This is a genomic window from Phocaeicola coprophilus DSM 18228 = JCM 13818 (assembly GCF_000157915.1).
Taxonomy (GTDB): domain Bacteria; phylum Bacteroidota; class Bacteroidia; order Bacteroidales; family Bacteroidaceae; genus Phocaeicola; species Phocaeicola coprophilus.
Window position 1 is genome coordinate 600,652 of record NZ_EQ973643.1, and the last position, 23,267, is coordinate 623,918.

The window sequence follows — 23,267 nt, forward strand, 5'->3', positions numbered from 1 at the left end:
ATAGAAGGAAAACCAATTTGTATTGTCGCACCCTGCGTGGGTGCGTGGATTGAAACAATACACGTGCGCCGAAAAAGACACGTAAGACAAGTCGCACCCTGCGTGGGTGCGTGGATTGAAACTTGTTTCATAAGTTAGCAAGTGTCTAGCTGTATGTCGCACCCTGCGTGGGTGCGTGGATTGAAACTCCGCCCAGCGACGGGTTGGCCCATCGCAGCAGGGTCGCACCCTGCGTGGGTGCGTGGATTGAAACTGATATTGGTGCTGTAAACTTTACGAGAGATAACCGTCGCACCCTGCGTGGGTGCGTGGATTGAAACTACCGCTGAGTTTTTCTTGTAAGGAACATTGCCTGTCGCACCCTGCGTGGGTGCGTGGATTGAAACAACATCAAAAAGCGCATAGCAAAGAAAGCTCTGGGTCGCACCCTGCGTGGGTGCGTGGATTGAAACCGGATGTTGTCAATATTGGAATAGCTGCATCCCAGGTCGCACCCTGCGTGGGTGCGTGGATTGAAACGATTAACAGGGCAGAAGTCCTGGGCGGCAACGTCTGGTCGCACCCTGCGTGGGTGCGTGGATTGAAACCTAACTTTGTATTGCAAGGTGAACTACCGCTAAACTAAAGATTTAGCGGCTTCGGAGATACCAATACCTCCTCTCTTTTCCTGCTTCTTCCTGCCATTGCTTTTTAGGACACGAGGTCGGTCATCCACAAGAGGACAGTCCACAGGCTTGACTTTCCCACGCTCCGTGGGTAGGGCTTTCAAGCCAAATTCCTTGATGTTGCAAGCGGCATTGAAGTCCCGGTCGTGATGTGTACCACATTCCGGGCATGTCCAACTGCGCTCGCTAAGATTCAATCCTTTGTACACATGGCCGCATTTGCCGCAGGTCTTCGAACTTGGGGCAAAGCGGTCTATCTTAATGAGGTTCACACCATACCAACTGCACTTGTATTCAAGCAAAGTTAGGAACATACCGAAAGAAGCATCTCCTACGGCTTGTGCCAAATGGTGGTTACGCTGCATCCCTTTCACGTTCAAATCTTCCATGCAGATAGTGCGCACTTGGCTGTCGTGCGTGAGTGCATGGGTGATTTTGTGAAGGCTGTCCTTACGGCTGTTAGCTATGTGTTCCTGTAGCCGGGCTACACGGATGCGTGCCTTGTTGCGGTTGGCAGAACCTTTCTGTTTGCGGCTCAACCGCTTTTGTAGCAACTTCAAGCGGTCTAAGCTTCTCTGCAAGTTCTTGGGATTGGCAAACGTGCGTCCGTCAGAACATACGGCAAGCGACTTGATGCCCAAGTCAATGCCGACGGTCGTGTCACGCATCGGTTCGGAAGGCTTCATTTCTTGCATGGACGTGTCCACCAGAACGGAAGCAAAGTATCTCCCCGAAGGGGTCATGCTGATAGTGACAGTCTTCACCGTACCCTTGAACCTGCGGTGCAGCACGGCAGGAATATCTTTCGCTTTGGGGATTGTGATTGTTCCTTTTTCAAAATCCACACGGCAATGCTGTGGGCAAAGGAAGCTCTGCTTGTCCTTGCGGCTCTTGAAGCGTGGGAAACCGACAGCCTTGGTGTTGCGAAAGAAATTGGTATAGGCTGTATCAAGATTACGCAAGGAACTCTGCAAGGACTGGGAGTTGACTTCAGAAAGCCACTCATGCTCCACCTTCAGCTCGCTCTTCATCAAATTGGTCAAGTATACGTTGCCGAGCGTTTCCTTGCGTTCCTTGTAGGCTGTGATTTTCAGGTTCAATGCCCAATTATAGACAAAACGGCAGCAGCCGAAGGTCTTTGCAAACAAAACCTTCTGCTCATCTGTCGGATAGATTCTATATTTGTAGGCACGTAACATATGGCAAAAGTAACGATTTAAAATGAGACCATGATACAGAAAGATTACATTTCAAAGAACCACTCGAAGTTTCTCATCAAATATCACGTGATATTTGTATGCAAATACAGGAAGAAGCTACTCATTGGAGCAGTGGAATATGACATGAAGCAAATCATGCAGAACATATCAGACCTGTCAGACTTTAACATTGAGGTCATGGAAACCGACAAAGACCATATTCACATGATGATATGCAGCGAACCAAAACTCTCTCCGCTGCAAATCGTAAGGAGGCTAAAACAAATGTCAACAACTGCCATTTGGAAAAGACATGAAAATTACCTTAGACATGTATTTTACTGGGAAAACACATTTTGGACGGATGGATATTTTGTGTTATCAGTCGGAAATGTCAGTCAGGAAACCATCAAAAAATACATCGAAAAACAAGGGTAGCTGCGCTACCCCACATTTTTCATCCCCTAAACTGAAGATTTAGGGGTTTTCAAATGCGAGTTCCTATAAAACAGATGTTTAGTCGCACCCTGCGTGGGTGCGTGGATTGAAACTCAACTGGATTGACAAAAGGAACCGGAAGTTTCGTCGCACCCTGCGTGGGTGCGTGGATTGAAACTGCAAAAAGTAGAGGCATTGGCTGATTTCTTTGAGTCGCACCCTGCGTGGGTGCGTGGATTGAAACATGTCATGGGGCGATATGGATGAAAATGGGAAACGTCGCACCCTGCGTGGGTGCGTGGATTGAAACAGGAAGCCGGAGTCAATCCGGAAGTGATCATCAAGTCGCACCCTGCGTGGGTGCGTGGATTGAAACAAGACTTATCCCAAATTGAGGATCGGTAAATACAGTCGCACCCTGCGTGGGTGCGTGGATTGAAACAGTGTAGCCAGCGTGACAAACAACAACACGCAGAGTCGCACCCTGCGTGGGTGCGTGGATTGAAACATAATTCTATGGCATAACTGTACCCGCATGGGTGGTCGCACCCTGCGTGGGTGCGTGGATTGAAACGTTGAAAAGTACAAGTACCAGTATATTGACAAGGTCGCACCCTGCGTGGGTGCGTGGATTGAAACATATAGATTTGGTCAGGATAATCCGGTTAATATAGTCGCACCCTGCGTGGGTGCGTGGATTGAAACATATAGATTTGGTCAGGATAATCCGGTTAATATAGTCGCACCCTGCGTGGGTGCGTGGATTGAAACACTAAAACCTACTATATCGGCGAAGCTAAAAAGCGTCGCACCCTGCGTGGGTGCGTGGATTGAAACGCCATCTTGTCCTTCACCTGCGTGTCGATGTCGGTGTCGCACCCTGCGTGGGTGCGTGGATTGAAACGCCATCTTGTCCTTCACCTGCGTGTCGATGTCGGTGTCGCACCCTGCGTGGGTGCGTGGATTGAAACTTTACTCTTTTGATTATTTTTTGTTACATTTGCGTCGCACCCTGCGTGGGTGCGTGGATTGAAACTTTTGTATATAGGTTTTTCACGAAGGATATCCAGCGTCGCACCCTGCGTGGGTGCGCGGGTTAAAACAATTTAATGGTACTCATATTTACTGATAGTCTGCTTCCACCGGTATTATCTCTTGAATCAGGCACGACAGATCCATCATTCCGGCTTCCTCCGGCACTTCCTCCGTTATCAGATCCTCGCTGCTCTTGAACAGGTTCAACGCTTCCTGCATCTGGTCTGTCTGCATTATCCACCTTGTCAGCTTTTTCTTCTGCTGTGGATCGTTCAGCTTGTTCTGGTCCGGATACGGTAGTATTACCGGTGCTTCCCATGTCATTGTCAGATCCGACTTTTTTGTCTGATCGTACGGATTTTCCCCGTTCTCCAGACTTAGGTCTATTGCTGACATTATTGTTTGCTCCACTTCCTTCTGTGTCAGTGGTCCGGGCTCCTCCTTTTGCACCGTTAAAGAGATTCCCCATTTGCTGTAATGAACGTATATCATCTTGAACTCGGCTATATAATTCTTCAAAGCTGTTTACCTGTTTCGCTCTGGCTTTGCTCTTAACCAGTGGAGCTATGAGTTTAAACAGACTAGGTTTTCTTCAATTGATAAAAATATACTTAATACCATTTCTTTCATATATCCTCATTGAGGTTGATAACATCAACCTCATTATAATGCGAGTAAAAATACGCAAAAAAGTTTTATAACTTACTCTGATTAACTTATATATGAAGTAATCCACCTATGACAACCACTGCTCTTTCGTCACCTTTCATAGATTTCTGATTATGAATAGTCATAAATACTTTAAACTACATTTTTAGACTATGCAAAGAAAGCGACAGCTTATTACAGGAGGATGAATACCAGATTACTTTTCGATGTAATCTGCCGGAACAGAAAAAACACGGACAGACAGCCGAAGTTTTTCCTTCGCACCATCTGTCCGTGCTTCCTGCCGAAAGCCGGAATTCGTTATTTCCGGATGGCAGCAATCAGTTCTTCCGGTGTCACCAGAGTCTGTTCACCGGTAGTCATATTTTTCAGGGTTACCTTGCCTTCGTTCATTTCCGTTTCTCCTACCAGAGCAACAAACGGAATGTTCTTGCTGTTGGCATAGCCCATCTGTTTCTTCATCTTCGCACTGTCCGGATAAATTTCCGCACGGATACCGGCTTCTCTTGCCTGCATCAGAACCGGAAGTACATAGGCTGCTTCCGCTTCACCGAAGTTGACAAACAGCAGCTGCGTACCATTAACGGCTTCTTTCGGATACAGATCCAGCTGGTTCAGCACGTCATAGATACGGTCAGCACCAAACGAGATTCCGACTCCCGACATGCCGTCCATACCGAATACACCGGTCAGGTTGTCGTAACGTCCTCCTCCGCTGATACTTCCGATCTGCACGTCGAGCGCTTTCACTTCAAAGATTGCACCCGTATAATAGTTCAGTCCGCGCGCCAGAGTCAGATCCAGTTCCACTTCCGACTTCACATGAAGACCTTCCACTGCATGCAGAATGAATTCGCTTTCTTCCACACCCTTCAGACCGGTTTCGCTGCCGGCCAGCACCTGTTTCAAAGTGGCCAGCTTCTCAGCGTTCGTACCTTTCAGCTGAATGATCGGCTGCAGCTTGGCAATGGCTTCTTCCGAAATACCCTTCGATGCCAGTTCAGCATTGACATTATCCAGCCCGATCTTGTCAAGTTTGTCAATGGCCACGGTGATATCCACTATCTTGTCTGCTTCACCGATAATCTCAGCAATACCGGTCAGGATCTTACGGTTGTTCACCTTAATGGAAACGCGGATGCCGAAACGGTTGAACACCGTGTCAATCATCTGCACCAGTTCCACTTCATTCAGCAGGGAATTGCTGCCTACAACGTCTGCATCACACTGGTAGAACTCGCGGTAACGTCCTTTCTGGGGACGGTCGGCACGCCATACCGGCTGTATCTGGAAACGCTTGAAGGGGAATGTGATCTCATCCCGATGCATCACTACATAGCGTGCAAAAGGAACGGTCAGGTCATAACGAAGTCCTTTTTCACAGAACTTGCTGGCCAGCCTGGCTGCGTTACGGCTCAGCAGTTCTTCGTCAGTCAGTCCGGAAAAATAGTCTCCGGAATTCTGGATCTTGAACAGGAGCTTGTCACCTTCCTCACCGTATTTTCCCATCAGGGTTGACAGGTTTTCCATAGACGGGGTTTCGATCTGCTGGAATCCATACAGATAAAACACTTCACGAATAGTATCGAATATATAATTACGCTTCGCCATTTCTACCGGCGAAAAGTCGCGCGTACCTTTAGGTATTCCCGGTTTTGTTGCCATAATACTTTAAAATTTTGCCGCAAAAATACGGATTTTAACTGGAATAATCGCACAAAAACACCAGAAATCCGGCACACCTTTCCCATGCAGGCAGCCGGACTTTCCGCTTACTCGCGGCGATTGGTAAAGATCGTGATGTAATAGATCAGCGTTGCCAGTGAACCCAGTGCCGCTACCACATATGTATAGGCAGCCGACTTGAGCGCATCCTTTGCCTGACTGTGATTGTAGGAACTCGTCACACCGGCGTTGCTCAGCCAGGCCAGTGCCCGACGGCTGGCATCAATTTCCACCGGAAGAGTAATGAAGCTGAACAAGGTAGTCATGGCAAACAGACAAATGCCGATGAACAGCAGCTGCGGGAACGGTTTGATCATCAGAATGCCGGCAAGCAGAATCCACGACATGATGGACGAAGAAAACTGAACCACCGGAACCAGCGCCGAACGCATCTGCAGGGGAGCATAGGCACGGGCATGCTGGACAGCGTGTCCACATTCGTGGGCAGCAACCGCCGCAGCTGCTACACTGCACGTGTTGAAGACTCCTTCACTCAGATTGACGGTCTTGTTGGCCGGATTATAATGGTCGGTCAGCATTCCGCCCGTACTGACTACCCGCACATCATAGATTCCATTGTCGCGAAGCATCTTTTCCGCAACTTCACGTCCCGTCATCCCGTTGGACAAAGGAATCTGGGAATATTTCTCAAACTTACTCTGCAGGCTGCTCTGCACCAGATAACTGATAACTGCAATGCCTATAAATACAATCCAGATAAACATATTCTTTTTTTCTTAATGGTTTTAAACTGTCAAACAAATTCTTTGCCAAAATACACCAAAAGACATAAAACCACAAATATGACAGGCTGTTTTCATGTATATTAACGTCAGCTGCCGTTTTTTTCGTTACCTTTGCCCTGCTAAAACTCAGTATACGATATGATAGTCTGCATTGCCGAAAAGCCCAGTGTGGCCCATGACATCGCCGAAGTGCTCGGTGCGAAAGTAAGGAAGGAAGGATACTTCGAAGGAAACGGATACCAGGTGACCTGGACATTCGGACACCTCTGTACCCTGAAGGAACCGCATGAATACACGCCTTCCTGGAAGTCATGGAGTCTCGGCAGCCTTCCGATGATTCCTCCCCGCTTCGGTATCAAACTGATTGACGATCCGGGCATCGAGAAACAGTTCCATATCATCGAACGCCTGATGGGACAGGCCGAAATGATCATCAACTGCGGGGATGCCGGACAGGAAGGAGAACTGATCCAGCGGTGGGTGATGCAGAAAGCCGGAGCCAAATGCCCGGTCAAGCGCCTGTGGATTTCTTCCCTGACGGAAGAAGCCATCCGCGAAGGCTTTGCCCACCTGAAAGACCAGCAGGAATTCCAGCCTCTGTATGAGGCCGGACTGAGCCGGGCCATCGGCGACTGGACCCTGGGCATGAATGCAACCCGCCTGTATACCCTGAAATACGGACAGAACAAGCAGGTGCTTTCCATCGGACGCGTACAGACTCCGACACTGGCCCTCATCGTCAACCGCCAGAAAGAAATCGAGAATTTTGTTCCGAAACAATACTGGGAACTGAAAACCCTTTACCGCGATACGCTCTTTTCCGCCATCGTCCGCAAGAGTGATGAAGAACTGGCAGAGGAAGCAGCACAGGAAAAAGAGAACCCGGCTGCCCGCAAGAAAGCGGCTCCCAAAGAGGATGCCAACCGGGGAATTCCTCCCATTACCGACCGGAAAACCGGTGAGGAACTGCTGCAACGCATTCAGAATGCTCCTTTCACCATCACGGACATCACCGCCAAGAAAGGTACGGAAGCGCCGCCCCGCCTGTTCGACCTGACTTCCCTGCAGGTGGAGTGCAACAAGAAGTTCAGCTATTCGGCCGACATGACCTTGCAGCTTATCCAGTCGCTCTACGAAAAGAAGGTGGCTACTTATCCGCGTGTGGACACGACTTTCCTGAGTGATGACATCTACCCCAAATGTCCCAAGATTCTGGAAGGCATCAAGGATTACGCACGGTTCACTGCTCCGCTTGCCGGCAAGCAACTGCTCAAGTCGAAGAAAGTGTTCGACAACTCCAAGGTGACCGACCACCATGCCATCATCCCTACGGGCGTACAGCCGCAGGGACTTACGGATATGGAGAAACGGGTATTCGACCTGATTGCCCGCCGCTTCATTGCCGTATTCTATCCGGACTGCAAGTTCTCCACCACAACGGTGACGGGCGAAGCGGACAGCATCGAATTCAAGGTGAGCGGCAAGCAGATCCTGGATCCGGGATGGAGAGTCATTTTCGCCAAAGATACGGAAGAAGAAAGCAAGGAAGGGGAAGAAGAAAGTGTACTGCCGGCCTTCAGCAAGGGAGAAAGTGGTCCGCACCAGCCTCAGTTGAATGAAAAATGGACCCAGCCCCCGCGTCCCTACACGGAAGCAACACTGCTGCGGGCCATGGAAACGGCAGGAAAGCTTGTCGACAACGACGAACTGCGCGATGCTCTCAAGGAGAACGGCATCGGCCGCCCTTCTACCCGTGCAGCCATCATCGAAACACTCTTCAAGAGACATTATATCCGTAAGGAGCGCAAGAACCTGATTGCCACTCCGACTGGAGTCGAACTGATCCAGCTCATCCGCGAGGAACTGCTGAAATCGGCCGAGCTGACCGGTATCTGGGAAAAGAAACTGCGGGAAATCGAACGGAGAAACTACGACGCAGCCACCTTCCTGTCTGAACTGAAACAGATGGTTACGGATATTGTCTACACGGTGTTGAGAGACAATTCCAACCGCCGGGTAACGGTCATGCCGGAAGAACCGAAGACTCCTGCTGCGAAGCCAGCTGCCCGGGAGAAAAAAACCGAGAAGAAAACAACCACGCGCAAAAAGAAGGATGCACCGTCTCCTGCACCGGCAAACAGCCTGCCGGAAGGTGACGCCATCGTGGGACAGCCCTGCCCTCTCTGCGGAAAAGGAACTATACTGAAAGGAAAAACTGCCTACGGATGTTCGGAATGGAAGAACGGATGTACCTTCCGCAAACCGTTCGATCCGGCTCCCGAATCCCAGGCTTAAACTTCAAAAACGGATGGAAACAGTTATCAGTCACATGCGGTCACTCTATCCTCTGTCCGACAAAACGGTCGAGGAGCTGAAAGCCTGCGTCACGCCCTGCCATTTTCCCAAGCGGCATCTGCTGGTTCGGGAAAACATCTTCTGCAAGTATGCGTATTTCATCGAGAAGGGAATCACACGCTCTTACTGGCTGGTGGACGGACAGGAGATTACCACTTCCTTTGCCGGCGAAGGGGCTATCGTATTCAGTATGGACGAACTCTATTATAATAAGGTAAGCGAAGAGTTCGTCGAGACACTGGAAGATACGGAGGCTTACCGCATTCTGCTGACCGATCTGATCCGCCTGTTCGAAACCAACATCGAGCTGTGTAACTGGGGACGCATCATCCACCAGAACGAATACCGCCGGCTGCACCGCAGTCACAAAGAGCGGCTGACTCTTCCGGCAAAAGAACGTTATGAAGCCTTCGTCAGCCAGTTTCCCGATGTCTGCCAGCGGGTGAATCTGGGATACATTGCCTCTTATCTGGGCATTACCATTTCCACACTCAGCCGTCTGCGCTCCGGGAAATAACCTTCAGCGCAGACTGCCTGCCTTACTGCCATCCGACAAGCCGGAGTTCTTCGGGAAGATATCCGCTCCGGATCCGCCATTCAGCCGGATAGAGATTGTTGGCACGGTTGCCGATATTCTTCGCAAAGCCCAAAGGATGGCCCTGATAGGTGAGCAGCACATAGCCGCGCGGCACATCGGGTTCCAACGTTACGGCCTCCTTGCGCAGATAAGCCACTGCCTGCGTGTAGTCGAGTGAGGCTTCCGGAAAGACACCCCGGTTCAGACGCGTACTCATGGCCAGGGAATGATGCGGCTGCCAGTCGCGTCCTTTCAGTTCGCCCAGTGTGACTCCGGCATGAAGAATCCGGAGACGGGAACGCAGATAATCATACAAACCGGACCATTGCTGCGGGATCGCCAGGCAGCGGTCGTCCTCCACGCGGAAATCCCAGGCCTCGTCAGCCAAAGCTTGCAGCCAGCCTTTCATTTCTTCGGGTACGGCCAGGGAAGCAGCTCCCTTTCCTCCCTTCTGCTTGCCTTTCTTTGTGCGTTCAGGCTTTCCTCCTTCCGTCCGGAACGGCACTTCATCGTCTTCCACGCTTCCTTCCTTGCGGAGTACCGCGAGGAAAAGCCCTTCTCCACAGGTCTTGTGCGGCAGGAAACGGCAAACCGGGAAGTCCTGTCCCGTAAGGTTTCCGGTGATCTGCCAGCTTTCCTCCACCGGTACCGGAAGAATTTCCGCTCCCAGTTCGCGGGCAATCCAGGCCACATTGTCTTCGTTTTCTTCCCGATTATAAGTACATGTGCTGTAAATCAGCAGACCGCCCGGCTTGAGACAAGGCCAGATGTCACGCAGAATGCGCTGCTGACGCTGCCAGCACAGACCGACATTGTCCACGCTCCATTCTTCAACGGCCACGGGATCTTTACGGAACATTCCTTCACCCGAACAGGGAACATCGGTAAGGATGACGTCGAACACCGGTCCCAGCGGCGTGAAGTCTGCCGGATCATTGCTGGTCACAATTCCGGCAGGGTTTCCCCATTTCACCAGATTCTCGGCCAGCACTTGCGAGCGGTTCCGCATGACTTCGTTGGAAACAAGCAGGCTTCCCTGCGGCAAAGCGGCCGCAGCCAGTGTAGACTTTCCCCCGGGAGCAGCACACAAGTCGAGCATGACTGACGGACGGCCGACATACCGGCGCATCACCAGATCCAGGCTCATCGAAGCAGCTTCCTGTACATAATAGACTCCGGCATGAAACAGCGGATCAAACGTAAAGGCCGGACGTTCGGACAGGTAATAACCGTCGCGGCACCAGGCCACAGGTTTGCTTCCGGCAGGAATGCCGGATGATTTCAGCGGATTCAGGCGGATACTGACCGGTGATTCCTGCTGCAATGCTTCACATAAAGCCGTACAAGCCTCCTCGCCCATCAGCTGACGGGTGCGTGCCATAAACTCAGCGGGTAAATTCATCATCTATAATCGGATTAGATTGTTTTCATTTCCGACAAAGGTACGGCTTTTCCCCGGTATTCCCAAGCCCTTCCGGAGGGTTTGCAGCATCGTGCGGTCGTTGCTTTTGCATTGACTGGTCGTTGCGGCTCAATCGTGCGGTCGTTGCGGCCCAATCGAGCGGTCGTTGAAGCCCCATCGTGCGGTCGTTTTTTTTGCATTGACCAGCCAATGCGAAGAGATCATGCAGTCGTCCCGGCAAGGCTTTCAAAAAGCCCGAGAGCTTTTTAAAAAACGTTTCGGGCTTTCAGACAAAAGACTTCGGCGTATGAAGGAAAACGTGCCGGCGTTTTTTCCATTTCCGTTTTCCGCAAAAAATCCCTACCTTTGCGAGGAGTAAAGCAAACGAATTAATCTAGCAAAACGAATATGAAACAATATCTTGATCTGCTCCACCGCATCCGGACGGAAGGAGTGAGAAAGGATGACCGCACGGGAACGGGCACAATCAGTGTGTTCGGCCACCAGATGCGCTTCAATCTGGAGGAAGGTTTCCCGTTGGTAACCACCAAAAAACTGCATCTGAAATCCATCATCCACGAACTGCTCTGGTTCCTGAAAGGAGATACGAACGTGAAATACCTGCAGGAAAACGGAGTACGCATCTGGAATGAATGGGCAGACGAAAACGGAGACCTGGGTCACATATACGGATATCAGTGGCGCTCATGGCCGGACTATGAAGGAGGATTCATCGACCAGATTTCCGAGGCTGTGGAAACCATCCGCAAGAATCCGGATTCCAGACGAATCATCGTCAATGCCTGGAACGTGGCCGACCTGAAGAATATGAACCTGCCGCCCTGCCACATGTTTTTCCAGTTCTATGTAGCCGACGGACAACTGAGCCTGCAAATGTACCAGCGCAGTGCGGACAGTTTCCTGGGAGTGCCGTTCAACATCGCTTCCTATGCCCTGCTGCTGCAGATGATGGCACAGGTAACCGGTCTGAAACCGGGCGATTTCATCCACACACTGGGCGATGCACATATCTATCTGAATCATCTGGAACAAGTAGATCTGCAGCTTTCACGCGAGCCCCGTCCCCTGCCCCGCATGATCCTGAATCCGGACGTAAAGAATATCTTCGACTTCAAGTATGAGGATTTCCAGCTGGAAGGATACGATCCCTGGCCGCACATTGCCGGAAAAGTTTCTGTGTAACCCCTTGTCAAACCAACCTTGCTGAAGAATATGTTATCCATTATCGTAGCCATCAATCAGAACCGGGGAATCGGACATGAAAACAAACTGCTCTACTGGCTCCCCAACGATCTGAAGCGCTTCAAGGCGCTGACCACCGGACATACCATCATCATGGGACGGAAAACGTTTGAATCCTTGCCCAAAGGTGCTCTGCCCAACCGCCGGAATATCGTATTGAGCCGCAGCTGCCGGGAGTTTGAAGGAGCCGAATGTTTCCACACCCTGGAAGAAGCCCTGAAAGCCTGTGCGAACGAAGAGGAAGTATTTATCATCGGAGGTGCCAGCCTCTATGCGGAAGCGCTCCCGCTTACCGACCGTCTCTACGTGACGGAAGTGGAAGACAGACTGGCAGAAGCCGATGCCTTCTTCCCTGCTCTGGACCCGGCACAATGGCAAGAAAAAAGTAGAGAATGTCATTCGCAGGACGAAAAACATCTCTACTCTTATACCTTTATAGACTACGACCGCCTCCGTCCGGCCACTGCCGGAAACGGGAATGTCTGATCTTACGCTCAGTCTTCATCCGCCAGATTCATGATCGGCATCTGGCGCTTGATGGCTTCGCGGAAAGAAATAATTGTTTCCGAGCGGGAAAGTCCAAGCGGCTGGAGCTTGTCGTGAATGATGTCCAGCAGGTGATGGTTGTTTCTCGCGTAAATCTTGATAAACATGTCGTACTGACCGGTCGTAAAATGACACTCCACTACCTCGGGAATCTGTTTCAGTCCTTCAGTCACGGCGTCAAACTGCTCCGGATCTTTCAGATACAAACCGATGTATGCACAGGTTTCATACCCCACCTTCTCCGGATCGATGACAAATTCCGAGCCTTTCAGAATTCCCAGGTTCGTCAACTTCTGTATGCGCTGGTGAATGGCCGCGCCAGATACATTGCATGCACGAGCTACTTCCAGAAACGGAATGCGCGCATTGTCAGCAATCAATTTCAAAATCTGTTCGTCTAAGCTGTCTAGTTGATGATGTCCCATTGGCAAGTATTTAAATTCAAGCAAAGATAGCACTTTTAATCCATAAAATAATCGCATTTGTAACTTTTATTCCATACGGAACTTTAATTGGACAGTTTGTTATATCTTTGTGAAAACAATCATCAGAAACTATGAAGAAAACAGTATGCTCTATCGCGCTTTTTTGCGCTTGCCTGGCTGCCCACGGGCAGAACTTCGGGGACTGGTTTACCGACCGGACTCTACGCGTGGACTATGTGTTCACGGGAGATTATCAACACCAGGATATCTGCCTGGACGAGCTGAGCTCGTTGCCTCAGTGGGCCGGACGCCGCCACCATCTGAGTGAACTTCCACTGGCAGGAAACGGTGACATCGAAATGAAGGACAAGGCTACAGGAAAGGTGATCTACCGTACTTCGTTCTCCAGCCTGTTCCAGGAATGGCTGGGAGAAGCGGAAGCAAAGGAGGTAAAAAGAAGCTTTGAAAACAGTTTCCTGCTGCCTTATCCGAAGGAAGCAGCCACCGTTACCGTGCGGTTGAAGAATGCCCGGCAGGAAGTATGTGCCTCACTCACCCACGAGGTCAATCCGAAGGATATCCTGATTCACCAGCGGGGCAACGAACGGATTACTCCGCACCGTTATCTGCTCCAAAGCGGAACAGCTGAAGACTGTATCGACGTAGCTATCCTGGCAGAAGGTTATACGCAAGCCGAAATGGATCTCTTCTACAAGGATGCTGAGATTGCCTGCGAAGCGTTGTTCGACCACGAACCGTTCAAACACCTGAAAGACCGCTTCAATATTGTTGCGGTGGCAAGTCCTTCTCAGGACAGCGGTGTGAGCGTTCCCCGGCGTGACGAATGGAAGAGTACGGCAGTCAGTTCACACTTCGACACGTTCTATTCCGACCGTTACCTGACAACCCGGAGCGTAAAGGCTATCCACAACTGGCTGGCAGGAATCCCTTATGAACATATCATCATTCTGGCCAATACGGATACTTACGGCGGAGGCGGTATCTATAATTCCTATACACTGACCACTACGCACAACCCGATGTTCCGGCCGGTAGTCGTGCATGAATTCGGCCACAGTTTCGCAGGACTGGCTGACGAATATGCCTACACCGAAGAGCCCAGTCCGCTTTATCCATATGACATCGAACCGTGGGAGCAGAACATTACCACACTGGTGAACTTTGAAAGCAAATGGAAAGACATGCTGCCTGAAGGAACTCCGGTGCCGACACCGGTGCAGAAGGATCCGGAAAAGATCTATACTCAGGTGGGTGTTTACGAAGGTGCGGGCTACAGCCTGAAAGGTATCTACCGCCCGACTACGGAATGCCGTATGAAGATCAACGAAGCTCCTCGCTTCTGCCCGGTCTGTGAACGTGCCATCGAACGGCTGATCAATTTCTATACCAAATAACTTCAAACAAACGATTACCATGCTGACACTTACGAAAATTAAAACGGATCATCCGGACTATTCCTTCGTGGAAGAACTGTTACATCTCTCTTTTCCGGAAGCAGAACGGCGGGATGACGATGCACAGCGCGAACAGACAGACCGGAATCCGCAATTCAACTGTCACCTGATAACCGATGAAACGGAAAAGGGAACTGTCCGGGTCGGGCTTATTACGACCTGGAATCTGAATGGATTTACTTACGTGGAACATCTGGCAACTTCGCCGGACGTGCGCAACCAGGGCTATGGACGGAAGATCATGGAGGAGCTGAAACAGCATTTCCCGGGGCTGATCGTGCTGGAAGTGGAGAAGCCAGAAACCGACCTGAGCATCCGACGGATCGGTTTCTACCGCCGCTGCGGCTTTTCCCTGTGCGAAAAGGAATATATCCAGCCGGCGTATCGGAAAGGGGGCGAAGAACTGCCGCTCTTTCTGATGTACACAGGTACCGATGCCCTTGATCCGCAATTTGAAACTGTCCGTGACAATATTCACCGGGAAGTGTACGGAGTAGTACGGTAAACATTTCCCGGCCGGCAAGAAACAAACAGGCATAAAAAAAGTCGTCTTCCCGAAGGAGACGACTTTTTTTTATTGCTTATATGAGAACTATTACTGACGTTGAGTTGCAGAATAGTTGATCTTCAAAGCGTATGCCTGACGAAGAGCCTGTTTTACTTCTGTTACGATACCCATCTTGGTCTTAGAATCAACCTTCAGAGATACAGTCATAAATGGCTTGTCTTCCTCTTTCATGTTTTCACGTTCCTGATAGATGTAGTCCTGAACTTCAGAAGCTTCAGCGAACTTATCGTTCAACTGAATACGGTCTGTAGTACCCATCGTTTTCTGGAACTCCTTCATCGGCTTACCGATATAGATGAATGAAACCAGAGATTTCTGTTCCAATTTTTCCAATTCGGTAGCAGCAGGCACCTTAAACTGAACCTTCAAAGTAACTTCACGCATTGTTGTTACGATCATGAAGAAGAACAACATGGTAAAGATCAGGTCAGGCAATGATGAAGTATTCAGTTCCGGCATCTCGCGCTTACCGCTCTTATTAAATTTTCCCATTGTTTATTTTCCTCCATATTTTTTAGGTTCAGCTTCAGAAATCTTCTGCGGATAGTATTCGATGATAGCATTCTTTTCATCCTCAGAACATTCAGCGAAGCTCTTTCCAAACTGTGAGTTAGCCAATTCGTCACGCAATTCATTGTATGCAGCTACGAGTTCGTTCTGCACCTGAATATACATATCGTAACTTGTACCCACGTCGTTCTGCACGGAAATTACATGCTTGTCAGGAATCATCACGTCACCGAAGAAAGGCAAATGCTTTGCATGTTTTTCCGGCATATTCGGATCATCATTCGGATTAGAGATAAATTCCTTAGCCTTTTCTCTCAGCTGCTTAATATCGAACCATTCTCCACCAACCATCAACTGGTCGTCCTTATTAATACGAACCTGAAGAATGTTACGTTCCTTAATGATAACGTCATCTTTCTGCTGATCGTTTTCTGGGGGAGGCGGAAGACGTCTCGCCAAACCACGGTCAGTATCCATTGATGTTGTAATAAGGAAGAAAATAAGCAACATGAAGGCAATATCGGCCGTAGAACTTGCATTGATTCCGGGCACTTTTCTATTTCTTTTTGCCATTTTACTTACTTCGTTTTAATTATCAAACTCAATGAATATTTATTTCTTAAAGATTCCAGACATATTTACCAATGTACCTACTGCAGCGATAACAGCCAATACATAAGTTGAATACAAGAACATATCTGTAATCTTCAACCACATTGTATCGCTATAAACTTCGCCACCGCCCTGTACAACCGGTTCGCTAGATCCGATATTATAAGTTACAACCAACAGAACGATTAACAGAATCAATCCCAGCAGAGACTTGATTGCGCCTTTCGGATTATCTTTCAAAGCACCACCGAACTGAGCAATCGCTCCTATGAGAGTCACTATCACAGTCACGGCAAACATTCCGTACATCAAGTACATCAGCGCCGGTGTATTAGCAGGTTCAACCTGACCTGCTGCATTGGTTTCACCGTATCCTACTCCGTAGAACATGCCCAGCACTACCAAGATCAAGGCAACGCAGACATAAAATACGTAGTAAGAAACTTTGTATGATAATTTAGCCATTGTTCTAATTATTTTTTGTATTTCAAGTTATACTTCATGATCATATCAAGCAGAGTGATAGAAGAATCTTCCATCTGGCTTGTAATAGCTTCGATCTTAGACAGGATGTAGTTATAGAACACCTGAAGGATCAATGCAACGATCAAACCGAAGATAGTAGTGATCAACGCAACTTTCATACCACCGGCAACAACTGTCGGAGAAATATCACCAGCCTGCTGGATATCATCGAACGCCATAACCATACCAATTACAGTACCCAAGAATCCCAAAGACGGAGCCATTGCGATGAACAGAGTGATCCAAGAGCAACCTTTTTCCAGGTAACCTGCCTGAACACCACCGTAAGATACTACAGAACGTTCAACAACGTCCAGACCTTCATCGATTCTCATCAGACCCTGATAGCAGATAGAAGCAACAGGACCGCGAGTGTTACGGCAGATAGTCTTAGCACCTTCTACATCACCTTTTTCCAAAGCAGCTTCCAGTTTAGCCATCAATTTCTTAACGTCAACTTCAGCCAAGCTCAAATAAATGATACGTTCAATACAGAAAGCCAAACCAAGAACCAATGCGATAGCAACCAATGACATGAAGCCTGCATCACCTTCAATAAATTTGGTTTTCAACTCTTTGTGCATACCACCTTCTTCAACTACAGCAGGAGCTGCTGCGTCATCGGTTGCTGCTACTTGTTCCGTTGCAGGAGCTGCTGCGTCCTGAGCCATAACTGTCTGAGTCATTCCAAACGAGAGGACTCCCATCACTGCAAGAATTGCAAATAACTTTTTCATTGTGTGTCTAATTTTTAAGATTAATTAATTAATAGTTTATAAATTGTTTTAGTTGTTTCTCCAAAAATTTCCTTTGCGGAGAGAACGGGATTCGAACCCGTGATACGCTTTTGACGTATACACGCTTTCCAGGCGTGCCTCTTCAACCACTCGAGCACCTCTCCAATGTCTCTATTCAAAGACCCCTTTCTGAAATCGGCTGCAAATTACAAATAAAATAGAAAACCGCAAGCGATTTCAGTCACAAATGTATTCTTTTTTTTCGTCTTACGTCATATTCATCCGGCAAAAGTTTATTTATTAACGCAAAATTAATAAACTTTAAAAACTTCTCCCCGCGATTTTGAAGAGTTTTAAGGCATTTTCCGTCGTTTCTGCGGCAATCTTCTCCAACGGAAGCCCGTAAACATCTCCCAATTTCTCGGCCACCTTCACCAGGTAAGCACTTTCGTTCCGTTTTCCCCGATAAGGCACAGGAGCCAGATAAGGCGAGTCTGTTTCCAGGACAAGCCGGCTCAGAGGTACCTCTTTCAGCACTTCCGGCAGCGAAGACTTCTTGAAGGTTACTACACCGTTAATACCCAGCATAAAACCGGAATACTCCAGCAGACGGGCTGCGTCATCAGCCGTTCCGGTAAAACTGTGGAAGATTCCTGTCAGCCCGCTTGTCCGATAGGGTTCCAGCACTTCCAGCAATTCGGGATAAGCTTCACGGCAATGAATGATCAGAGGCAGGCTGTAATCCAAAGCCCAGCGAACTTGTTCATCAAGCACTTTCATCTGCTCCAGACGATAGGTTTTATCCCAGTAAAGATCCATACCTACCTCACCGATACCATAAAAGCGTTCTCCGGAAAGCAACCATTCTTTCACTCTGGCCAGACGGTTCATCCAGTCCGTATCGACAGAAGTCGGATGAAAACCGATCATCGGATAACATTCCTCATGCTTCCGGCAGAGTGCCAGTAAGGACTCTACCGTCGTATCGTCGATATTCGGCATGAACAGTCGCGTCACGCCTGCCTCACCGGCGCGTAACACAGCGAGCTCCCTGTCTTCGTCAAATTCTTCGGCGAAAAGATGAGTATGTGTATCAATCAGGCTTATCATTCCGTTACAGTTTCCGCTCCATTAAATGATGGACAAATATACGAAGATTTTCCTTACGAGCATCATCCACATCAACTTCATTTAGCAACTGCAGACCTTCCTGATAATATTTTTCGATCTGCGCATCGCAATACCCGGCAATTCCCACCTTATTATATATAGCAGTCACCGCAGCAATCTTTTCTTCCGGAACGAACTCTGCCGCATTCAGCCAGCGCAACAGTTCCTCACGGTTCTCTCCCTTCGCCTGCTCCAGTGCAGTAATGAGCATGTAGGTTTTCTTGTTGCACAGGATATCTCCTCCGATCTTCTTGCCGAAGACAGCCGGATTGCCATAAACATCCAGGTAATCATCCTGCAACTGGAAAGCCAGTCCCATCCGGATACCAAAGTCGTAAAGCTTCTGTGCATCGGCAGAAGATGCTCCGCCCAGTACGGCACCGATCTTCAGGGCTGCAGCCAGCAGAACCGATGTCTTCAGCCGGATCATCTCAATGTATTCACCGACAGTCACATCGTTGCGGCTTTCAAATTCCATATCCCACTGCTGTCCCTCGCATACTTCAAGTGCTGTCCGGCCAAAGATTTCCATCACTTCCTGTACATGCTCCGGCGGACACTGATTCATCATAAACTGATAAGAAAGAATCAGCATGGCATCTCCGGAAAGAATGGCCGTATTCTCATTCCATTTCTTATGAACGACCGGCTTTCCCCGACGCATGTCTGCATTATCCATCAAGTCATCATGCAAGAGCGTAAAGTTATGATAGGTCTCGATTCCTGCCGCCTGAGAGAAGATACTTTCCACATCTTCGCGGTACAGGTTATAGGCAAGCAGCATCAACACAGGGCGGAGACGTTTTCCTCCCAAAGCCAATACATATTCAATAGGATCATACAATCCTTTCGGTTCACGCGAATAAGAAAGCTGTTCGATGTACGCATGAATCCGCTTCATCAGTTCTTCACTATCCAGTTGCTTCATACAAAATTCCGTTAATAAAACATGAGTCAGGTTCTTTCCTGTAAAGAGAAAGGAAAGCCTTAAAAAAACAAATTCCACCGATTTCACGGGTCTCTGCCTGAGAGAACCTGTGAAACCCGTGGAATCACTATTTCCAAGGAAAGGAATCGCGGAACTTCCCGCAAAGGATGTTCCGCAGATCCTTTTACTGCAATCTAAATCTAACCGGCAAGGTAAACATACAACGTACGGCCTTACCACGCTGTTTACCCGGATTCCACTTCGGCATCAGCTTCACAACGCGAAGTGCTTCCTTATCCAGATACGGGTCAACAGAACGAACAACTACCGGGTCTACGATAGAACCGTCCTTATTAACGACGAAACGTACAACTACCTGTCCCTGTACACCGTTTTCCTGTGCAATCTGCGGATAGTTCATGTTCTTCTGCAACCATTTCAAACATTCACCATAACCGCCCGGGAAAGAAGCCTGCTCTTCTACAACCTGGAAGATTTCTTCTTCTTCCGGTTCTTCCTCTTCTACCTCAACCGGAGTGTACTTGATTTCCACTGCCTGTCCGGTTTCTTCACTGGAAGCAATGTCAGTTTCCTGTACATTGGCGTCGTTATCTGCAATCTGCAGAACTTCTTCTACCTTCGGAGCCTCGGGAGGAGGTGCCTGTTCGGGTTGTTTTTCTTCCTGTTCTGTGATAGGAATCATTTCCTCTTCAAAGATCGGTCCTACGATACCAGTATCGGTAGTTACCTGTTTGTCACGATCTGTCCATTCGAAAGCAACAAACATCACTGCCAAGATCAGCACGTAACCAATCAGCAATCCTGTGGTTTTTTTACCCTCAAGATCCGCTTTCGGCGATTTCTTAACTTCCATAAAATAGTTTTTATTGGTTAATAATTCTCTGTTCGGCAAATGTAGCACAAATCTCCGAAACCGCAACACTTCCTCCGTGAAAAATATGCAAAAGCGTGAACAATTTTCCCACTTCCTATGCAGGTGCGTAAAAAATCCCTATCTTTGAGGCTCAAACAGACATTATTTATGAAGAAAATAATCATTGCCATAGACGGCTTTTCATCGTGCGGAAAAAGCACAATGGCCAAAGATCTGGCCCGGGAGATAGGATACATTTATATAGACAGCGGAGCCATGTACCGTGCAGTCACCCTTTACTGTATGGAACACGGACTGTTCAATGCAGACGGAAGCATCCGGGAAAAGGATTTACAGGATCAGATGGACGACATACACATTTCGTTCCGCCTCGACGCCGACAGCCAGCGACCGCAGACGTATCTGAACGATGTCTGCGTGGAAGACCGCATCCGCAGTCTGGAAGTTTCGTCTCACGTAAGCCCGGTTGCCGCCCTGGGATTTGTCCGCCAGGCACTGGTCAGACAGCAGCAGGCCATGGGTAAGGAAAAAGGCATTGTCATGGACGGACGTGACATAGGAACTGCCGTCTTCCTCGATGCCGAACTGAAAATCTTCGTTACGGCATCGGCCGAAATCCGTGCCCGCCGCCGCTACGATGAACTGAAAGCAAAAGGACAGGAAGCTTCCTTCGAAGACATTCTGCACAATGTAGAAGAGCGGGACCGCATCGACCAGACGCGTGAAGTGAGCCCGCTTCGCAAGGCCGACGATGCCATCCTGCTTGACAACAGCCTGATGAGCATTGCCGAACAAAAAGAATGGTTAAAAGAACAATTTGAAAAAGCAATCCATGCATCACGTTGAAATCGACGAAGGCTCCGGCTTCTGCTTCGGAGTCACTACCGCTATCCGGAAAGCCGAAGAAGAACTGGCCAAAGGCGAACCGCTGTATTGTCTGGGTGACATTGTGCACAACGGACAAGAATGCGAGCGCCTGAAACAGCTGGGACTGATTACCATCAATCACGACGAATTTGCCCGGCTGAAAAATGCAAAAGTGCTGCTCCGTGCCCACGGCGAGCCGCCCCAGACCTATGAGACAGCCCGACTGAACAACATCGAGATCATCGATGCAACCTGTCCCGTCGTACTGCGTCTGCAGAAACGCATCAAGCAGGAATTCGATTCGACACCGGCCGATACGGAAAAACAGATTGTCATCTACGGCAAGAACGGACATGCCGAAGTGCTGGGCCTCGTGGGACAGACCAACGGAAAAGCCATTGTCATCGAGAAACTGGAAGAAGTGACCCGGCTCGATTTCACCAAGGACATCCGTCTGTACTCACAGACCACCAAGTCACTGGACGAATTCCGCCAGATTGTGTCATACATCGAAGCACACATTGCCCCGCAGGCCAGCTTCCAGTATTTCGACACCATCTGCCGCCAGGTGGCCAACCGCATGCCCAACATCCGGGAATTCGCCGCTTCCCACGACCTGGTGTTCTTTGTCTGCGGACACAAGAGCTCCAACGGAAAGATACTTTTCCAGGAATGCCGCAAGGTCAACCCGAACACGTGGCAGATTGACCGTCCGGAAGAAATCAACAAGGAACTGCTTCGCCAGGCACGGTCCATCGGTATCTGTGGAGCCACGTCCACTCCGAAGTGGCTGATGGAAGCCTGTCGGAAAGTCATCATGGAAGACTGAGCAACTAACAAAATTTAAACCCGGTTTCCTGCTGTAAAAGCACTTTATTTTGTACATTTGCAGCAGAAATCATAACAAACAGAATCATTATGGGAACGATTAAATGCATCGGTATTCTGACTTCCGGTGGCGATGCTCCGGGTATGAATGCCGCAATCCGCGCCGTAACACGTTCGGCTATCTACAACGGATTAAAAGTGAAAGGTATTTACAGAGGTTACAAAGGACTGATCACAGGCGAAATCAAGGAATTCAAAACTGAAAACGTCAGCAATATCATACAATTGGGCGGTACCATCCTGAAGACGGCAAGATGTCAGGAATTCAAGACTCCGGAAGGACGACAGATTGCATACGAGACCATGCAGAAGGAAGGAATCGACGCACTGATCGTTATCGGAGGTGATGGTTCACTGACAGGTGCGCGTCTGCTGGCCCAGGAATACGACGTTCCCTGTATCGGACTTCCGGGAACCATCGACAACGATTTGTTCGGAACAGATACAACCATCGGTTACGACACCGCCCTGAATACCATTCTGGATGCAGTCGACAAGATCCGCGACACCGCAACTTCTCACGAACGTCTGTTCTTCGTGGAGGTCATGGGTCGTGACGCCGGCTTCCTGGCCCTGAACGGAGCCATCGCTTCCGGTGCCGAAGCAGCCATCATTCCGGAGTTCAATACCGAAGTAGACCAGCTGGAAGAATTCATCAACAACGGTTTCCGTAAATCCAAGAACAGTTCCATCGTTCTGGTAGCCGAAAGTGAAATCACCGGAGGTGCCATGCATTATGCAGAACGTGTGAAGAACGAATTCCCGCAATACGACGTACGTGTTTCCATCCTCGGACACTTGCAGCGCGGCGGACGCCCGACCGCACACGACCGTATCATTGCCAGCCGCATGGGAGTAGCCAGCATCGAGGCACTGATGGAAGGCCAGCGTAACGTGATGATCGGTATTGAAAACGACCAGATCGTATATGTTCCGTTTACCAAAGCAATCAAGAACGACAAGCCGATTGACCGCGAACTGGTAAACGTTCTGCACGAATTATCCATTTAACTGACAGCATTCTGTCAAGGCAAAGCGCCGGCTGTA

At 49.2% G+C, this 23,267-nt stretch carries 23 protein-coding genes, 1 tRNA gene and 2 CRISPR repeat arrays; of the genes, 10 read left to right on the plus strand and 14 right to left on the minus strand.

Annotation, left to right across the window (positions count from 1 at the left end; genetic code table 11):
- The first annotated feature begins 24 nt into the window (after nt 1-24).
- Nucleotides 25-587: a CRISPR direct-repeat array (repeat unit 32 nt; unit sequence GTCGCACCCTGCGTGGGTGCGTGGATTGAAAC).
- Between the two features lie 29 nt (nt 588-616).
- Nucleotides 617-1,864: an RNA-guided endonuclease TnpB family protein gene (locus tag BACCOPRO_RS10510; protein ID WP_081446929.1), complete on the minus strand. Its 1,248-nt coding sequence runs from the start codon at nt 1,862-1,864 to the stop codon at nt 617-619.
- A 30-nt stretch (nt 1,865-1,894) separates the two neighbouring features.
- Between BACCOPRO_RS10510 and tnpA the strand changes: the two genes are divergently transcribed.
- Entirely contained in the window at nt 1,895-2,302 is a 408-nt protein-coding gene (gene tnpA / locus BACCOPRO_RS10515; protein WP_008143471.1) for an IS200/IS605 family transposase, read from the plus strand.
- An 81-nt stretch (nt 2,303-2,383) separates the two neighbouring features.
- Nucleotides 2,384-3,405: direct repeats of the CRISPR family, unit length 32 nt; unit sequence GTCGCACCCTGCGTGGGTGCGTGGATTGAAAC.
- A 19-nt stretch (nt 3,406-3,424) separates the two neighbouring features.
- Here tnpA and BACCOPRO_RS10520 read toward each other — a convergent pair.
- The 3 genes from BACCOPRO_RS10520 to BACCOPRO_RS10530 all read right to left on the minus strand — a co-directional run bounded on the left by BACCOPRO_RS10520 (nt 3,425) and on the right by BACCOPRO_RS10530 (nt 6,456).
- Nucleotides 3,425-3,733: a hypothetical protein gene (locus BACCOPRO_RS10520; protein ID WP_155819161.1), complete on the minus strand. Its 309-nt coding sequence runs from the start codon at nt 3,731-3,733 to the stop codon at nt 3,425-3,427.
- A gap of 573 nt (nt 3,734-4,306) precedes the next feature.
- Nucleotides 4,307-5,671: a histidine--tRNA ligase gene (gene hisS, locus BACCOPRO_RS10525; RefSeq protein WP_008143486.1), complete on the minus strand. Its 1,365-nt coding sequence runs from the start codon at nt 5,669-5,671 to the stop codon at nt 4,307-4,309.
- Between the two features lie 107 nt (nt 5,672-5,778).
- Nucleotides 5,779-6,456 carry a zinc metallopeptidase gene (locus BACCOPRO_RS10530; RefSeq protein ID WP_008143487.1) on the minus strand — a complete coding sequence of 226 codons (678 nt, stop codon included), beginning with the start codon at nt 6,454-6,456 and terminating at the stop codon, nt 5,779-5,781.
- A gap of 159 nt (nt 6,457-6,615) precedes the next feature.
- On the opposite strand from BACCOPRO_RS10530, the gene BACCOPRO_RS10535 reads away from it, so the two are divergent.
- Nucleotides 6,616-8,772 (plus strand): DNA topoisomerase 3, encoded by a 2,157-nt coding sequence (locus BACCOPRO_RS10535; protein WP_008143492.1) that lies wholly within the window; start codon nt 6,616-6,618, stop codon nt 8,770-8,772.
- A 13-nt stretch (nt 8,773-8,785) separates the two neighbouring features.
- On the plus strand, nt 8,786-9,349 hold the full coding sequence (locus tag BACCOPRO_RS10540) for a Crp/Fnr family transcriptional regulator (RefSeq protein ID WP_008143493.1): 564 nt from the start codon (nt 8,786-8,788) through the stop codon (nt 9,347-9,349).
- A 22-nt stretch (nt 9,350-9,371) separates the two neighbouring features.
- Here the strand turns inward: BACCOPRO_RS10540 and BACCOPRO_RS10545 are convergent, their stop codons facing one another.
- Nucleotides 9,372-10,811 carry a methyltransferase RsmF C-terminal domain-like protein gene (locus BACCOPRO_RS10545; RefSeq protein WP_040311427.1) on the minus strand — a complete coding sequence of 480 codons (1,440 nt, stop codon included), beginning with the start codon at nt 10,809-10,811 and terminating at the stop codon, nt 9,372-9,374.
- A 408-nt stretch (nt 10,812-11,219) separates the two neighbouring features.
- Between BACCOPRO_RS10545 and BACCOPRO_RS10555 the strand changes: the two genes are divergently transcribed.
- Both BACCOPRO_RS10555 and BACCOPRO_RS10560 read left to right on the plus strand, forming a co-directional pair.
- The gene (locus BACCOPRO_RS10555; RefSeq protein WP_008143497.1) at nt 11,220-12,014 is read left to right on the plus strand and encodes a thymidylate synthase; all 795 of its coding nucleotides are present in this window, start codon (nt 11,220-11,222) and stop codon (nt 12,012-12,014) included.
- A gap of 30 nt (nt 12,015-12,044) precedes the next feature.
- Entirely contained in the window at nt 12,045-12,560 is a 516-nt protein-coding gene (locus BACCOPRO_RS10560; protein ID WP_008143498.1) for a dihydrofolate reductase, read from the plus strand.
- An 8-nt stretch (nt 12,561-12,568) separates the two neighbouring features.
- Here the strand turns inward: BACCOPRO_RS10560 and BACCOPRO_RS10565 are convergent, their stop codons facing one another.
- The gene (locus BACCOPRO_RS10565) at nt 12,569-13,045 is read right to left on the minus strand and encodes an Lrp/AsnC family transcriptional regulator (RefSeq protein ID WP_040311369.1); all 477 of its coding nucleotides are present in this window, start codon (nt 13,043-13,045) and stop codon (nt 12,569-12,571) included.
- 131 nt (nt 13,046-13,176) lie between these two features.
- Here BACCOPRO_RS10565 and BACCOPRO_RS10570 point away from each other — a divergent pair, with 131 nt between their 5' ends.
- Together BACCOPRO_RS10570 and BACCOPRO_RS10575 are read left to right on the plus strand one after the other, a co-directional pair.
- A complete protein-coding gene (locus tag BACCOPRO_RS10570) occupies nt 13,177-14,460 on the plus strand; it encodes an IgA Peptidase M64 (RefSeq protein WP_008143500.1) in 1,284 nt (427 codons plus the stop codon).
- A gap of 19 nt (nt 14,461-14,479) precedes the next feature.
- A complete protein-coding gene (locus BACCOPRO_RS10575; protein ID WP_008143503.1) occupies nt 14,480-15,025 on the plus strand; it encodes a GNAT family N-acetyltransferase in 546 nt (181 codons plus the stop codon).
- A 90-nt stretch (nt 15,026-15,115) separates the two neighbouring features.
- On the opposite strand, the gene BACCOPRO_RS10580 is transcribed toward BACCOPRO_RS10575, so the two are convergent.
- From BACCOPRO_RS10580 to BACCOPRO_RS10615, 8 genes are all read right to left on the minus strand, one after another.
- Nucleotides 15,116-15,580, minus strand: coding sequence for an ExbD/TolR family protein (locus tag BACCOPRO_RS10580; RefSeq protein WP_008143504.1), 465 nt, complete (start codon nt 15,578-15,580; stop codon nt 15,116-15,118).
- 3 nt (nt 15,581-15,583) lie between these two features.
- Nucleotides 15,584-16,171, minus strand: coding sequence for an ExbD/TolR family protein (locus BACCOPRO_RS10585; protein ID WP_008143505.1), 588 nt, complete (start codon nt 16,169-16,171; stop codon nt 15,584-15,586).
- A 39-nt stretch (nt 16,172-16,210) separates the two neighbouring features.
- Nucleotides 16,211-16,675 carry a hypothetical protein gene (locus BACCOPRO_RS10590; protein ID WP_008143506.1) on the minus strand — a complete coding sequence of 155 codons (465 nt, stop codon included), beginning with the start codon at nt 16,673-16,675 and terminating at the stop codon, nt 16,211-16,213.
- Between the two features lie 8 nt (nt 16,676-16,683).
- Nucleotides 16,684-17,472, minus strand: coding sequence for a MotA/TolQ/ExbB proton channel family protein (locus BACCOPRO_RS10595; RefSeq protein WP_008143507.1), 789 nt, complete (start codon nt 17,470-17,472; stop codon nt 16,684-16,686).
- Nucleotides 17,473-17,548: 76 nt separating this feature from the next.
- A tRNA-Ser gene (locus tag BACCOPRO_RS10600) sits at nt 17,549-17,636 on the minus strand.
- A gap of 157 nt (nt 17,637-17,793) precedes the next feature.
- The gene (locus BACCOPRO_RS10605; protein WP_008143508.1) at nt 17,794-18,582 is read right to left on the minus strand and encodes a TatD family hydrolase; all 789 of its coding nucleotides are present in this window, start codon (nt 18,580-18,582) and stop codon (nt 17,794-17,796) included.
- 4 nt (nt 18,583-18,586) lie between these two features.
- Nucleotides 18,587-19,543 carry a polyprenyl synthetase family protein gene (locus tag BACCOPRO_RS10610; protein ID WP_373920405.1) on the minus strand — a complete coding sequence of 319 codons (957 nt, stop codon included), beginning with the start codon at nt 19,541-19,543 and terminating at the stop codon, nt 18,587-18,589.
- Between the two features lie 211 nt (nt 19,544-19,754).
- Complete coding sequence (locus BACCOPRO_RS10615; protein WP_008143510.1) at nt 19,755-20,444, minus strand: energy transducer TonB; 690 nt, start codon at nt 20,442-20,444, stop codon at nt 19,755-19,757.
- Between the two features lie 168 nt (nt 20,445-20,612).
- Between BACCOPRO_RS10615 and cmk the strand changes: the two genes are divergently transcribed.
- The 3 genes from cmk (at nt 20,613) to pfkA (ending at nt 23,231) form a co-directional block, all read left to right on the plus strand.
- Nucleotides 20,613-21,311, plus strand: a complete 699-nt coding sequence (gene cmk, locus BACCOPRO_RS10620; RefSeq protein ID WP_040311370.1) for a (d)CMP kinase — start codon at nt 20,613-20,615, stop codon at nt 21,309-21,311.
- Nucleotides 21,298-22,161 carry a 4-hydroxy-3-methylbut-2-enyl diphosphate reductase gene (locus BACCOPRO_RS10625; RefSeq protein WP_008143517.1) on the plus strand — a complete coding sequence of 288 codons (864 nt, stop codon included), beginning with the start codon at nt 21,298-21,300 and terminating at the stop codon, nt 22,159-22,161. The genes cmk and BACCOPRO_RS10625 overlap by 14 nt, the downstream gene beginning before the upstream one ends.
- An 89-nt stretch (nt 22,162-22,250) precedes the next feature.
- The gene (gene pfkA, locus BACCOPRO_RS10630) at nt 22,251-23,231 is read left to right on the plus strand and encodes a 6-phosphofructokinase (RefSeq protein ID WP_008143518.1); all 981 of its coding nucleotides are present in this window, start codon (nt 22,251-22,253) and stop codon (nt 23,229-23,231) included.
- Nucleotides 23,232-23,267 lie beyond the last annotated feature (36 nt).